At 46.9% G+C, this 14,699-nt stretch carries 11 protein-coding genes; 8 read left to right on the top strand and 3 right to left on the bottom strand.

Annotation, left to right across the window (positions count from 1 at the left end; genetic code table 11):
* Positions 1-113 precede the first annotated feature (113 nt).
* Together PJF56_RS12905 and PJF56_RS12900 are read left to right on the top strand one after the other, a co-directional pair.
* On the top strand, positions 114-1,292 hold the full coding sequence (locus tag PJF56_RS12905; protein ID WP_283763090.1) for a saccharopine dehydrogenase family protein: 1,179 nt from the start codon (positions 114-116) through the stop codon (positions 1,290-1,292).
* 47 nt (positions 1,293-1,339) lie between these two features.
* Positions 1,340-2,710 (top strand): adenylate/guanylate cyclase domain-containing protein, encoded by a 1,371-nt coding sequence (locus tag PJF56_RS12900; protein ID WP_283763089.1) that lies wholly within the window; start codon positions 1,340-1,342, stop codon positions 2,708-2,710.
* Between the two features lie 77 nt (positions 2,711-2,787).
* On the opposite strand, the gene PJF56_RS12895 is transcribed toward PJF56_RS12900, so the two are convergent.
* Both PJF56_RS12895 and PJF56_RS12890 read right to left on the bottom strand, forming a co-directional pair.
* Positions 2,788-3,798: a calcium-binding protein gene (locus tag PJF56_RS12895; RefSeq protein WP_283763088.1), complete on the bottom strand. Its 1,011-nt coding sequence runs from the start codon at positions 3,796-3,798 to the stop codon at positions 2,788-2,790.
* Positions 3,799-4,005: 207 nt separating this feature from the next.
* Positions 4,006-4,395 (bottom strand): hypothetical protein, encoded by a 390-nt coding sequence (locus tag PJF56_RS12890; protein WP_283763087.1) that lies wholly within the window; start codon positions 4,393-4,395, stop codon positions 4,006-4,008.
* 181 nt (positions 4,396-4,576) lie between these two features.
* Here PJF56_RS12890 and queA point away from each other — a divergent pair, with 181 nt between their 5' ends.
* Both queA and PJF56_RS12880 read left to right on the top strand, forming a co-directional pair.
* A complete protein-coding gene (gene queA / locus PJF56_RS12885) occupies positions 4,577-5,737 on the top strand; it encodes a tRNA preQ1(34) S-adenosylmethionine ribosyltransferase-isomerase QueA (protein WP_283763086.1) in 1,161 nt (386 codons plus the stop codon).
* A 36-nt stretch (positions 5,738-5,773) separates the two neighbouring features.
* On the top strand, positions 5,774-6,430 hold the full coding sequence (locus PJF56_RS12880) for a tetratricopeptide repeat protein (RefSeq protein WP_283763085.1): 657 nt from the start codon (positions 5,774-5,776) through the stop codon (positions 6,428-6,430).
* Here PJF56_RS12880 and PJF56_RS12875 read toward each other — a convergent pair.
* Positions 6,427-8,421, bottom strand: a complete 1,995-nt coding sequence (locus PJF56_RS12875) for a response regulator (protein WP_283763084.1) — start codon at positions 8,419-8,421, stop codon at positions 6,427-6,429. The genes PJF56_RS12880 and PJF56_RS12875 overlap by 4 nt on opposite strands.
* A 391-nt stretch (positions 8,422-8,812) precedes the next feature.
* On the opposite strand from PJF56_RS12875, the gene PJF56_RS12870 reads away from it, so the two are divergent.
* The 4 genes from PJF56_RS12870 (at position 8,813) to PJF56_RS12855 (ending at position 14,474) form a co-directional block, all read left to right on the top strand.
* Complete coding sequence (locus PJF56_RS12870) at positions 8,813-10,873, top strand: adenylate/guanylate cyclase domain-containing protein (protein WP_283763083.1); 2,061 nt, start codon at positions 8,813-8,815, stop codon at positions 10,871-10,873.
* A 40-nt stretch (positions 10,874-10,913) separates the two neighbouring features.
* A complete protein-coding gene (locus PJF56_RS12865; protein WP_283763082.1) occupies positions 10,914-11,153 on the top strand; it encodes a CHAT domain-containing protein in 240 nt (79 codons plus the stop codon).
* A gap of 78 nt (positions 11,154-11,231) precedes the next feature.
* Positions 11,232-13,757 carry a DUF3769 domain-containing protein gene (locus PJF56_RS12860; RefSeq protein WP_283763081.1) on the top strand — a complete coding sequence of 842 codons (2,526 nt, stop codon included), beginning with the start codon at positions 11,232-11,234 and terminating at the stop codon, positions 13,755-13,757.
* Positions 13,758-13,811: 54 nt separating this feature from the next.
* Positions 13,812-14,474, top strand: a complete 663-nt coding sequence (locus tag PJF56_RS12855; RefSeq protein ID WP_283763080.1) for a hypothetical protein — start codon at positions 13,812-13,814, stop codon at positions 14,472-14,474.
* Positions 14,475-14,699 lie beyond the last annotated feature (225 nt).

Below are 14,699 nucleotides of genomic sequence, written 5' to 3'. Positions count from 1 at the left end.
ATACTTTCCCCTCATCCCCCAGCCCCTTCTCCCACGGGAGAAGGGGAGCAGAAGTCCCTCTCCTGTGGGAGAGGGATATAGGGAGAGGGCATTCCAAGTTATGGTCAAGCCTTATGCCAACCCAATATCATATCATGGTTAATACCCTTTCCCCAGAAAGGGTCAGGAGTTCAAAACCCATTGAGGTGAAGGTGTTGGCTAAAAATCAGATTTTAATTATTGGAGGAACGGGAAGAATTGGCCATCATGTGGCCCAGGATTTGCAACAGCATATGGACGCAAAGCTAGTGGTTACAGGTCGTCAGCGTCCCAAGAGCGATCGCCATCTGATGGGGGAATTTTTGCCCCTGGATTTAGGGAACCGGGAACAACTCCAAAAGGCGATCGCCCAAAGTCAACTGGTGATTCATTGCGCGGGGCCATTTCACCATCGGGATGCTAGAGTCCTCAAGAGTTGTATTGAACAGGGTGTAGATTATCTGGATGTCAGCGATCATCGCTCCTTTACCCAAAAAGCACTGGAGTTAGCCCCCGCAGCACAAGAGGCGGGAATTACGGCTATTGTGAATACGGGGGTGTTTCCGGGCATTTCTAATGGCATGGTGCGGCAAGGGGTAGACGGATTCGACCGGGTAGAAACGATTCGCCTGTATTATGCTGTGGGAGGGTCTGGAGGTGCAGGGGTAACGGTGATGCGGACAACGTTTTTGGGTCTGCAACACCCGTTTTTAGCCTGGATCGGGGGAAAATGGCAAACTCTCGAACCCTACAGCGATCGCCAAATCATCGATTTTGGCCCCCCATTTAATGCTCTGGGAGTCTATTGGTACGATGTGCCGGAAGCTTGGACAATAGCGGAAAGTTTCCCCGTGCAGAATGTGATTACGAAGTTTGGTTCTGCACCGGATATTTACAACCGTTTAACCGCTTTAATGGCTAAATTGCCCCCATCTTGGATTCATCATCCCTTCGTTATCGAAGGACTCTCGCAAATTAGTTATCGCATGACCCAGGTTAGCGATCGCTTTTCTGGGGTCGGTATTGTGATGATCGTTGAAGTCGAAGGAGAGAAAGACTCTCAACGGGCAAGCTATCAGAGCCGATTTTACCATCCTCACACGGCGATCGCCGCCGGATGTGGTACAGGAGTCTTAGCCGAGTGGATCGGGAATGGAAGGCTCAAAAAACCGGGAGTTTGGCCCGTGGAACAGGCGATCACTTCAGAGGAATTTGTGGAGATGATGCGATCGTCGCGTAATCTAGATCTCCAACAGACTTGGGAGGATCTTTAGACCCCATAACATGCATCGATGCCATTTTCCAGTATTTGTAAACACGGATGTCTATGCGGTTTTCGACCCTAGTCCACCTTTTAAGCGCTCAGTTATCCCGTAAAATTGCGAGTTGGGTGTTTGTCAGTTTAATGGCCATCGAAGGGATTATTTTAATTCCGTCCTATTATCGGCAAGAACGACAAGAGTTAAGACAACTTGAAGAAGTTTCTTGGGCCATTATTGATTCGATTGTTCGTTTGAGCTACCTGGAAATGGATACCGGTTCAGAGTTTTATCAAAAGGTAGAAACCTTAACCAAAGATTCGATTATTGTGGGGATTACGATTTACGATCGCAGGGGAAAAGTCGTTTTTGAGTTTGGGGAATTACCGGAAATTTCCTTTGAGCAAACCCAACAGGATTTGATTGTCCGCGATCGCACCTGGAGCCAACTGCGCTATGATGTAGCTTGGTCTGGAGACTATTTAGGCACTGACTATACCTTAGTGGCTCGCCACAATGCCGAACGCATTCAGCCGATATTGACTGCCTATAAATGGCGGATTTTGGGGCTGGTGATCATTATCGCTGTCGTAGTCACGTCCTCGACCTTATTGGTTTTAGGGATAACAGTGATTATTCCTATTTTACGCCTGCGAGATGATTTAATCGCGGCGGGAGAGGCCTTATCTCATCCCGATCGCCCTCGCGTTAAGCCTCAATTTTATTCCTTCTCCACCGAACGCTCCGATGAGTTAGGTGCGGTAATGCAAGCCTTTCATCAAATGTTCTGTCAAGTGCATGAGGAGCAAGAAAAATCGGAGCTATTGCTCCTCAACATTTTGCCCCAGGCGATCGCCTCCCAACTGAAAAATGGCCAAGCTACCATTGCCGATGGCTTTACCGAAGTCACCATTCTGTTTGCCGACTTAGTAGGGTTTACCCAACTAGCCGAACGCTATTCTCCTTCAGAATTAGTCAAGCTGCTCAACGAAATATTTTCCCGCTTCGATGCGCTCACCGAAAAACACCATCTAGAGAAAATCAAGACCATTGGCGATGCATACATGGTCGCTGGAGGAATTCCCATGGAGCGCAGCGATCATGCAGAGGCGATCGCCGAGATGGCCTTAGAGATGATCGCTGCGATCGCAGAATTTAATCACCAATCTCAAGAACACTTTCAAATCCGCATTGGCATCAATACTGGCCCCGTAGTTGCCGGAGTCATCGGTACAAAAAAATTTAGTTACGATCTTTGGGGAGATGCCGTCAACACCGCCAGTCGCATGGAATCCCACGGTTTACCGGGCACGATCCAGGTCAGTCAATCCACTTATGAAAAACTGAAAAGAAAATATCAATTTCAAGAACGAGGAGAAATTCCCATCAAAGGCAAAGGCCAACTAAAAACCTATTTTTTAATCGGTAAATGACAATAAAAAGGGCTATCCTAAATCAATAGGATAGCCGCTCATGGGAATTAATTTAGGGAATAGCTACTAGGAAATAGCTACACTACCCCATCAATAAAGGGGCCAAAGAAATCAGATCCCAGATTTTGTTGGAACGAAGTTAGGGTAATCACATCAAAGCTATTGATACCCAAGTCATAGTCTGCCAGTACAGCCAGTACATTGTTGGTCAGGTTGTTGTAGATCACTGTATCGTTCGAGGAACCTCCAGTAATGTTTTGACCGGTATCAAATCTGAGGTTAGCATAGACTACACCATTATCAAGCCCCAACTTATCTTCTTGGGGATTGAAATCTGTAATCACATCAGCAGCAAAAGGATTACCTGGGTCAAGGGGGCCAATACCTGGATCGAAGACCACGTAATCGGGATCGGTAGGAGGCAAGTTAGGATTCACATACTGAACTCCGGCTAGGGGGTTGGGTTCATTGGCACGGATGACAAACGTATCGAAACCATCGCCACCGGTCAGTACATCAACACCGAAGTCACCAAACAGCCAGTCGTTTCCAGATCCGCCCTCTAGTTCATCATTACCTTGACCGCCTCGTAAGGTATCTTCATCTTCATTACCCACGAGAAGATCGCTACCCAAGTTTCCTAGGAGTAAGTCTTTGCCAAAGCCACCAATAAGAGCATCACTGCCTTGTCCACCGGCTAGTTTGTCTTGGTCATTACCCCCAAACAGGACATCATTGCCTGTGTTACCTAAGATCCGTTGATTGCCTACAGAAGCAACTACGGTATCGTCACCTTCAAGCATCCAGAGTCCACCCGGAGGGCTGGAAAAATTCCCCGACAGACTCACATAGTCATTAACGGGTGCTGTAATCGGAGGGTTAACTAAACCAGGAGGCGTTGGGGTAGCAACGATCCGAGATAGGCCATTAACCCCTGTGGGATCGTTGGTTAAAACGGTGGGAATTGTACCAGTTGGGAAGGGAGGTACAGGAATCGTGCCGGGTAAACCGGGTAAATTAGGTGCAGATACAGCGGGCTGAAAGGGCCCAGGAGACGGAACGGGAACAGTACCGGGTATAAATACCATAATCAGTCACTCCTCACTCTATGGCTATGGTTATGGTGTACGCCTAGAAGATTATAGCAGTAGTCTCCCTGAACTGTGTCAATCCCCCTGACGAATCTCTTAAATTCCTTCTAGGCAAATGTTTAGGGGGCTAGACTCATTTTTTTGATCAGGTATTCTTATAGCTGGCTGCATTATAGCTTGTTGAGGTTGTTGATTGGTTAGGAATTAGGCTAAAGTTTCTGGACAATAGCCTAATCCCATCACAAATTGTTTGCGAAAGGTTTCTATTTCGATACGTTTGGGTTTTCCATGGGATACGACGGCCACCTGGTAGCGACGCATGACATGGGTGGGAGATTGGCCGGTTTCCAGACTCCATAAGGCCATTTGCACCCGGATCTCTGGTTGATAAGCAAATCCTAATTCGTTGAGAACAGAACGAAAGTTCCCTGCTTCTTGGGTGTCGAGTTCTCGGGCCAGCTTGATCCGGATGACCCAACCATCGATTTGATGAATAACGGTAACAAAATCGACCTGGAATTGAGGTGAAAGGTTTAGATATTCAATAATCCGGAGGGTTAAGCTGGCATTCGCGAGGTAGTAAAGATAGTCCATAAATTTTTCCCTGTTAACCTAGCAAATGCTACAGTTTCATTTTCTCTGGTTAGCGGGGATCATGAGTAGGGGAGAGTTCCCCGATGTTACCTGGGTAGATTCCCCCAATTTGGGTGGGGAGATGGGGAGATGGGGGAATAGGGTATTTTAAAAGAGTTTGGATTGAATTGGAATTGTCGTAATGGATCGAGGGCGGGGATCGATGAATGCTCAGGATTATGAGTTGGATGGATATGATTATGTTCTGCCAGGGGAGTATATTGCCCAAAATCCGGTGAGTCCTAGGGATAACTCGCGGTTGTTGGTGGTGGATTCTCCGGTGGGGTGTCATCATGGGGTATTTCGTCAGTTGCCTGAATGGTTACGGCCTGGGGATTTGTTGGTGATGAATAATACGCGGGTGATTCCGGCGCGGTTGTATGGCCGTAAGTCTACGGGGATGGAGATGGAGGCGTTGCTGCTGGAGAGGGTGGAGCGTCAGGTGTGGTTGGCTCTGGTGAAGCCGGGGCGACGGTTGAAACCGGGGGCGGTGGTTGAGTTTTCTGCCCATGGCGATCGCCATTTACCGCCATTAAAGGCGAAGATTCGGGGGACGGATGAGGAGACTGGGGGACGGTTTTTGGAGTTTGAGTTATCTGGCGATCGCCAGTTACAGGATCTATTGGATGATTATGGTCATGTGCCGTTTCCGCCCTATGTGACGGATACGCAAGCTGTGCCGGATCAGTATCAGACGGTGTATGCACAGGCGGCGGGTTCGGTGGCTGCGCCGACGGCGGGTTTGCATTTTACGCCCCGGTTGTTGGAGGAGTTGGATCGGCTGGGGATCGAGCGGGCGATGGTGACGTTGCATGTGGGGGTGGGGACGTTTCGCCCGGTGGAGGTGGCAGATATTCGCACCCATCAGATGCATCAGGAGTGGTTGGAGGTGTCTGGGGAGACTTGGCGGAAGGTACGGGAGGCTAAAGAGCGGGGCGGACGGGTGATTGCGGTGGGGACGACTTCGGTGAGGGCGTTGGAAGGGGCGGCTTCTGTAGGGGCAGGTTCTGTAGGGGCAGGTTCTGTAGGGGCAGGTTTGAAACCTGCCCCTACATCGGGTGGTGAATCGGGGTTTTATGGAAAGACGGATTTGTTTATTTATCCGGGGTATGAGTGGCAGGTGGTTGAGGGGTTGATTACGAATTTCCATTTGCCGCGTTCGAGTTTGTTGATGTTGGTGAGTGCTTTGGTGGGTCGATCGCGACTCCTACAGTTATATCAGGAGGCGATCGCCCAAAAATATCGCTTTTATTCCTTTGGGGATGCGATGCTGATTTTACCGGAGGCTAGATTATCGGCTTGAACAAGAACATCAGTTCACATTGGAGAGAAATACAGTATGAATAGTAAGCGTGTGGTTTGGGGAATGGTTTTGGCGATCGCTTTGGGCATGGGATTTCCGGCTCTGTCGTCTGCTCAGGAACCGAGGGCGGATGAGTTTTATCGCTTTGGCGTAGCGTTGCAGCAGGAAGGGTTGTTAGAGGAGGCGATCGCCCAATATCGGCAGGCACTGCGCTTAAATCCCCAGTTGGCTCAGGTTTATGTGAATTTGGGGGTGGCGTTGATGGATCTCGGGGATCGCCAAGGGGCGATCGCCGCCTATCGGCAAGCTTTACAGATCGATCCGGGGTTGGGGGAAGCCTATTTTAATTGGGGCAATGTTTTGATTCGTCAAAATCAGATCGATGGAGCCATTGAGAAGTATCAACGGGCAGTAGAGGTACAGCCCAATTATGATAAGGCCTATTACAATTTGGCTAATGCGCTGGCGTTAGTTGAAGAGTTTGAGGGGGCGATCGCTGCGTGGAATCAGGCGATCCGCGTCAATCCGGAATTTGCCCCAGCCTATGCCAATCTAGGGGTAGTGTTACATCAGCAAGATCGGATTCCCCAAGCTTTGGCGAGTTTGGAAAAGGCTTATCGTTTGTTTCAACAGCAGGGGAATAGAGGGCAAGCTGAGAGAATTGAGGGCTATTTGCAGCAGTTGCGCTCTTAATCTTCTGAGTTGGCGATCGCCTCCGTCACTTCGGTAATCTTCTCGAAGTCAAAATGGTTAACGAGGATGGTTAAGGTTTGGGATAGGGAGCGATCGCGCTCTTGAATTTCGGCAATGATATCCAGGAGCAAATCGCTGTCTGCTTCCGTGGCTGCCTGATGTAGGCGATCCAGCCAGGATTGAGGCAGGGGTTTGAGGCGATCGGGGGTTAAGGCGATCGATTCTGGAGCTAACCGTACATCATCCTCAGCCATAACATTTTCTTCCTCATAAACATACTCAACATCTAAATATTGAGCCATCTTTTCCAACAATTCCATTTCCTCAAATGGCTTACTCAAATAATCATCACAACCCGTGGCCAACATCTTTGCTTTTTCCTCGGCAAAAGCATTCGCGCTTAAGGCCAGGATCGCCGTTTCTTTGCCCTCTGGAGACGACTTAATTTGTGCAGTCGCTTCATATCCATCCATCACCGGCATTCGCATATCCATCCAAATCAAATCAGGATGCCAAACCTTCCAAACCTCAATCGCTTCAACTCCATTCACCGCTTCTTGGACTTGAAATCCAACTCGTTTCAACAAATTCACAAGCAATATCCGATTCGCCCAATGATCCTCAACCACCAACACCTTATAAGCAGGTTTAACCTCCACAATTCCAACAATTTTTCTATCGAATCTTAAGCTACTTTGATCTTCACAATTTACAACTTCAACCGGTATATAAAACTCAAACTTTGTCCCTTTACCCAGAGTGCTACTCACCCAAATATCGCCACCCATTAACTTGATAAACTCACGAGTAATCGGCAAGCCTAATCCTGTACCTTGATAGTTTTTCAGTCCTTGATTTATTTGAAAAAAAACATCAAAAAGATGATCTATATCTTTTGATTCTATACCGATTCCTGTATCTTGAATCTTAAACATCAAACATCTGTTTTCTCTCTCTCTTTCCGGTTCATCCTCTGGACAATATTGGTCAACTTGCACCTCGATCGATCCTTGTTCGGTAAACTTAATTGCATTATCAATTAAATTAATCAAAACTTGTCTTAGCTTCCCTTCATCAGTTTTCACAAATCGATTGACATGATCGAGTAGATCGAACCTCAAAGTCAAGTGTTTCGATTCAGCCTTCAGAGATAACATTTTCTCAATACTTTTAAGTAACTGCCATAAATCAATATTAACTTCATTAATTTCCGACTTTCCAGCTTCAATTTTAGATAATTCTAAAATATCATTAATTAATCGCAATAAATGCTGTCCACTATGAATTATAGTATCTAAATACTGATGGCTTTTTATGTGTTTTATATTTTCTGTTTTTAGCACTTGTGCAAATCCCAAAATTGCATTTAGTGGCGTTCTCAATTCATGACTCATCCGGGCTAAGAACTCACTTTTAGCACGATTCGCTCGATCGGCTTCTTCTTTTGCCAGTTGTAATTCCAGGGTTCGAGATTGAACTCTTTTTTCTAATTCTTCCGTCATTTCTTTCAAGGAACTTTCTGCAATCTGTCTTTCTTTTATTTCATGATGAAGCTGTTGATTCTGTTGTTCTAAACTCTGATTTAACAATCGGAGTTGCAGATGGACGTTAATTCGAGCTAATACTTCTTCTTGACGGAAAGGCTTCGTAATATAATCAACTGCACCGAGAGCAAAACCCCGCATTTTGTCCTCAATTTCTCCTAATGCAGTCGTAAAAATAATCGGGATATCTTGAGTTGAAGGAGAGGACTTGAGACGACGACAGGTTTCAAATCCATCAATCCCAGGCATCATCACATCTAACAGAATTAAGTCAGGTTTGGCATATTCAACTTGTTCAATGGCACTTTCTCCATCAACAGCCACTAAAATTTCCCATCCTAAATCTTGGAGAGCCTCTGACAATACTTTTAAGTTTGTAGGATTATCATCTACAATCAGAATAACGATCTCTTGTAAAGCATTGTAACTATGGGGAAAGGAATACATTAGAGGATATGAATCTTTTCTAGGCTCACGATATCAAGACTATATCTAAATCTTAGGTCAAAACAGCCTCAAATGACCACAGTCGTTGATAACGCTGTGGCCAATAATGTGCCCATCACTGTCGGAAGTTCTCCCCATGAAACTCCCTCGTTACCACTGATGAGTAATAAATAAACCATTAAAGTTCCCTATCAACCCTCAAGAGGTCTAGATCTAGGGGATAAATCGTATCATACATTACTTACCCATTGCCAGCACAAAGCGTTATAATGAGAGCTAAACGACTCAAAATAATTGCTAGATAGTGACATCAAGGGTTCATCATACTTAAAATAGTTAGTAATTGTCACGATTGATGGTGGAGACCCATCTCAACCCCAAGGATAAACCTATGAGAGAGAGTGAAGAAAATGAACCCTTAAATCAAAAATCATTACCTGCTCAAACAAAATCTAACAGTTGTGCTTCTGGGTCTCTCAATCTCTCTCAAGATATTCCCCTCAGATTACTCTTAGTTATTCCCTTTATTTTACAAATTGTAGGAGCAGTTGGGTTAACGGGATGGTTGTCTTTACGCAATGGTCAACAAGCAGTGCGGGAAGTGACGTTACAACTTCGAGATGAAGCCAGCGCTAGAATTAAGCAAAATTTGGATGATTATTTAGAAGCCCCTCGGATCATTGCCGAAGTGAATACCAACAGTCTGGAATTGGGGCAATTAGATACAGAAGATCCCTCCCGTTTAACTCGTACCTTTTGGCGACAGAGAGATCTGTTTACTCCGATTGAAGTTTCAGCAATTTATTTTGGTACTCTCGAAGGAGAATTTACGGGTTTAGGATTTCAAAACGATCAAACTTGGCAAGTCGGAAGAGCGGGGGAAGAAACCCAGTTTCACTTTTATAGTTATGCCACAGATCGTCAAGGAAATCCGACCCAAATTTTAGAAAAAGGAAATCCTTACGATCCGAGGGTACGCCCTTGGTACAAAAAAGCGGTCGATGCTCAGGAGGCAACCTGGAGTGATGTTTATACGGATTTTAAGGAACCGCGATTGAAAATAACCCTTGCTGAACCGGTGTTTCAAGAGTCTGGAGAACTGTGGGGAGTTTTGGGTGTAGATTTTGTTTTATCTCATATCCGCACGTTTTTACAAGCGATTAAAATTGGGGAATCGGGCACAACTTTTATTATGGATCGTTCTGGTTTTTTGGTTGCTAGTTCTACGGAAGAATTACCCTTTGTGATTAAACCAGAGACGGTAGAACGCTTGCCAGCTATTGAAAGTGAAAATACAGTGACTCAAAAGACAGCGCTATATTTGTACGATCGCTTCGCGGATTTAGAAACTATTCAAACCACAGAAAATTTACAGTTAGACATCGATCGAGAGCGATATTTTTTGCAAGTTGTTCCTTTTAGCCAAGGACAGAATTTAGATTGGTTAATTGTGGTGATGGTTCCGGAGTCTGATTTTATGGGACAAATCCATAAAAATACTCAACGCACGATCGCCCTCTGTATGGTTGCTCTGTTCGTCGCTACTTGCTTTGGATGGGTGAGTGCAAAGTGGATCACCGATCCAATTATGCAGTTAAGTAACGGCAGTCGTCGGTTAGCGAGTGCTGCTCTGACGCGCTGGACTCATGAAAGTTTGGCGGAAAATGTGGAAGTTACCGGAGTCGCGGAGTTGAAAGTTTTGGCTCAATCGTTTAATCAAATGGCCAATCAGCTTCAAGCGTCTTTTACAGCTTTGGAGAAAAGCAATGAGGAATTGGAGTTAAGGGTGGAAGAGAGAACGGCAGATTTGCGTCGAGAGCAGGAAAAATCGGAGACCCTGTTATTGAATATTCTGCCGGAGGCGATCGCCAAACAACTGAAGCAAGAAACCCAGGCGATCGCGGAACATTTTGAATCGGTGACGATCCTGTTTTCGGATATTGTTGGCTTTACGTCTTTATCCTCTCGCATGGCCCCTATTCATTTGGTGACTTGGCTGAATGAATTGTTCTCTACTTTTGATTATTTAGCGGAAAAACATGGGTTAGAAAAAATTAAAACGATTGGGGATGCTTATATGGTGGTGGGTGGCTTACCGGTTCCCCAAAATAACCATCAAGTAGCGATGGCAGCGATGGCCTTAGAAATGCAAGAGACGATGCAAAAGTTTTGTTTAGAGAATGGAGAATGTATGCAAATTCGCATTGGCATTCATACGGGGCCAGTGGTGGCGGGAGTGATTGGGGTGCGTAAGTTTAGTTATGATTTATGGGGGGATACGGTGAATGTGGCTTCGCGGATGGAGTCTTCGGGGATGCCGGGAAAAATTCAAGTCAGTGATAAATTTTATCAGTGTCTCAAAGACCGGTTTGAGTTTGAAGAACGGGGGATTATTTCGGTGAAAGGTAAGGGGAAGATGAAAACCTATTGGTTGCAAGGAATAAAGGAGTGATGAGTAAACCTTTTTTCTCTTAAAGTTCCCCATTTTTACGGTGCAACCGGCGATCGCCACCCTCTGGAAAGTGGACGATCGAGGAACTCAAGTCTTAATGGATGAATTTTATCAATTTTTAGAGACCGATGCTTCGATCGTCCTAGCCCAAGCCCTTCGCCAAGCGCAAATCAGTTTAATTGAAGCTCAACTTCCCGCAACCGAGAATATTGACCCCACCTCTTTTCAACATCCCTACTATTGGGCCCCCTTTATTTTAATTGGCAATGGCCTCGATTAAGGACAGAACTTAGGAGCATACTCCAGCCGAGCGTGTAGCGCTATACTGGGCAAGGTGTTGGAGTGAATTGTAGAATCTATGCCCTATCCTGTCCCCCCTCAATTGCCGCCAGTTGTTCATACTATTCCCCATCAGAGTATTCGTGCTGCCGAGCCAACTGAAGGGATCGATTGGGTGGCTCCTACACCCGTGACTATGGTAGAACCCCTGCTTGAAAAGGGGGATGTAGGGGGATCGAGTGTACTCGATACTTTGGAAACAGGAGAACGTCCTGAACCCGTTTCCCCTCCGGAAAAAACTGCGGTTGAACCGGAAGCCTTGAGTTGGGTGGGTACAGAAACCCTATCGCCCATTTCTCCTCCAGAACGCTCTTCTCCAGACGATGAACGCCTCGTTGCCAGTACCCAGGCTTCAGCGTTAGGGGGCGAATTATCGGTGGCTTCCCAGGTGCGGGTTGCACCGGTTATGGAGGGTTATGGGGTTGGCGATCTGAGTTTGGAACCTGTGACGGAGCCGGAATTACCAGCCCTTGCAGATCCACTCTCCCCATGGCAAACTACGCCAGCCTCTGATTCTATCCAAGAAGCCTTAGATGCAGTTTTATCAGAGAACCCAACTCCTGGAGAACCCTCGCCCCTGAATGGGGATGCACCAGAGTCCGATCGCCAAACTCCGATCCCGATTGAATCTGCCGAACCGGAAGAGGTTGAAATTCCCATTGCTCCTCCAGGACAAGACGCAGTGATTGAATTAACTGCCGATCGCCAGGAATTTGATGATGAGCGGCAAATTTTCACGGCTGAAGGCAATGTGGAAATGATCTTTGATGAGGCGATTTTGCGATCGGACAAATTGCAGGTTAACTTGATTAACCGCTTGGCTCTGGCGGTGGGCAATGTGTCTTTAGTCAGTGGCGAACAAATTTTATTAGGCTCTCGCTTTCTCTATAACTTTGTCCAAGGAACGGGAACGGTTGAAAATGCCAGGGGCGTGGTCTATATTCCTACGGCTGGAACGGATTTTGATTTTACAGATGAGAACGCTGATTCCCAACTTTCGCCTCCGGGAGAGGGAATTATCTTAGACCAACCGCCCACGGATGTTACCAATGAAGGAGGGGTAATTATTAATGTAGGGGGGGGCGGAACCACGACGACCACCAACGTGCAACAAGGGGGGCAAGTGCGACGGGTCAGGTTTGAGGCTCAACAGTTAGATTTTACGCCCGAAGGTTGGCAAGCCACGGATATTCGGTTTACCAACGATCCCTTTTCACCCCCAGAGTTAGAGGTACGAGCCGATCGCGCCCAGTTAACGCGGATTTCTCCCCTAGAGGATGAGGTTTTAGCCACTCGTCCCCGGTTGGTGTTCGATCAGCGCGTGGGGGTTCCCCTCTTGCGCGATCGCCTGATTATTAGCCGAGAAGAGCGAGATCCGGCGATCGCCAATATAGGCTATGATGACCGCGATCGCGGCGGTTTATTCATTGAACGCAGTTTTGAAATCATTGAAACTCGCCGTTTTGCCCTACGGTTAGCTCCCCAATTCCTGGTGCAACGCGCTCTAGGGTTCTCCAGCGATAACCGAGATGCAGAGAGTGTATCCGAGGAGGAGTTAGAAACCGATTCGTTTTGGAGTTGGATTGGTTTACGAGCCTCCTTTGATGCCAAATTAGCCGCTCAGACCAATTTCCAAGCCAATGTCAGTTTAGCCGGACTCAATAATACGGGAGATACGGCCAGGGCTAACGTACAATTGCAACACTTAATCGCCAATCATACCTTAAGCGCCGAATATACCTATCGCAATCGATTTTATAATGGTTCCCTCGGCTTTCAAACCGTCGATCGCAGTGTAGGAATTGTCTTTGCTTCACCCATTCAGACCATTGCCGATACGGGAATTGTAGTGAATTATCAAGCCAGTTTCCAAAATATTTACGCCCCAACCGATCGCCTAGAATTATTAGATCCCTCTGATTTAACCAATGACCGGGCTTCCTTAAATCGTACCCAGATGAGTGCCACCGTGCGCCGTCCCTTTTCTCTGTGGAAGGGGGAACCCTTACCCGCAACTCCTACGGAGGGACTCAAGTATACCCCTAAACCCGTGGTTCCTTATCTGCAACTTTTAGCCGGATTGACAGGAACCGCCGGATTTTACAGTAATGGCGAGAGTCAATCCTATATACAGGGCTTAATGGGAGTTCGAGGACAATTTGGCCATTTCTCCCGCCCCTGGTTAGACTACACTGGATTCAGTTTGCTCTATGCCCAGTTTATCCCCACAGGAGAGTCCCCGTTTCGCTTTGACCGCGTGGCTGATGTGCGGGTTTTACAGCTAGAACTCAATCAACAACTGTATGGCCCCATTCGCATTGCGGCCCGGGCTGGGTTTAATCTAGATACAGGGCAAACAATTAGTACCGATTATATGGTTGAATATAGTCGTCGTACCTATGGCGTAACCTTTCGATATAATCCAGAATTAGGTTTAGCCGCTCTTGGCTTTCGCTTAGGTGATTTTAATTGGAGCGGGGTGAGTCAGTCTTTTTCGAGTCCCAATATTCGCCAAGCGACTCCCACCGTGATTCCATCTTTTTAATTTTAATTAGAACCGATTCCCCATTCCCCATTCCCCATCCCCCATTACTCCCCCATGACCGGATCGGCAAACCCATGGATTACTTTTCTGGAGAGCATATCGGTTGGGCGAAGTGTCTCCGAAATGCGATCGCTCTGCTATGTTCCAGCGTTGCTGATTTACTATAGCTTTGATTTATATGGCTATCGGGTGGAAGAATGTATACAGCGATGGCTGGAGCGGTTTCAGGGGGATTGGTTGCGATTGGCGATCGTCGAAGCTTTATATCAAGGCCGATATAAGATCATTTCCATTGAGCAAATTTTGAATCTTTGGGCCAGACGGGGACAACCCATCTGTCATTTTAATCATGAGTTTGAGCAAATTGTTTGCAGTAAGTTACCGGAAGAGTTACTGCCTTTAGACTATCTGAATCTTACTCCGGAAATGCGCTCTGCTGCTCCGGAAGTCCCCCCACCGGATGAGGCGGAACATCAACCTCCCACACTCACGGATTCAATCACAGAAGAAGATGGGGAAAAATCAGAGGAGGACGAAAAAATCCTTGAGGCTGAATCTTCAGAGGCTGAGGAGTCGGCGATCGCCCACAAGTTAGACTCGGATAAAGTCAATGAGCCATCCGATCAACTCCCCATCGATCAATTTTCCCCCTCCTTACCTACTTCTGAGTTTTATTTAAAGTTGCAGGCCTTTGTCCAAGATTCGCCCCCTAGTTAATTGGAGATGGGGGAGTGCGAGCATCTTGCTCGCTGCCATAGGGGGGAATGGGGGAATAGAGAGTGCGTGCATCTTGGTCGCTGCCATAGGGGAGAATGGGGGAATGGGGGGAGTGCGAGCATCTTGCTCGCTGCCAGAGGAGGAAATGGGAGAGCCGATCGGTTGAGAACACGTATGACCTGCAGTGACCGGGCAATGTGTCTGGTGTGGGGGGGGGTGCTGGGG

It is taken from the genome of Roseofilum halophilum BLCC-M91 (genome assembly GCF_030068445.1).
Taxonomy (GTDB): Bacteria; Cyanobacteriota; Cyanobacteriia; order Cyanobacteriales; family Desertifilaceae; genus Roseofilum; species Roseofilum halophilum.
The sequence above is the reverse complement of the archived record's forward strand: the minus strand, read 5'-3'. Positions and strand labels throughout refer to the sequence as shown.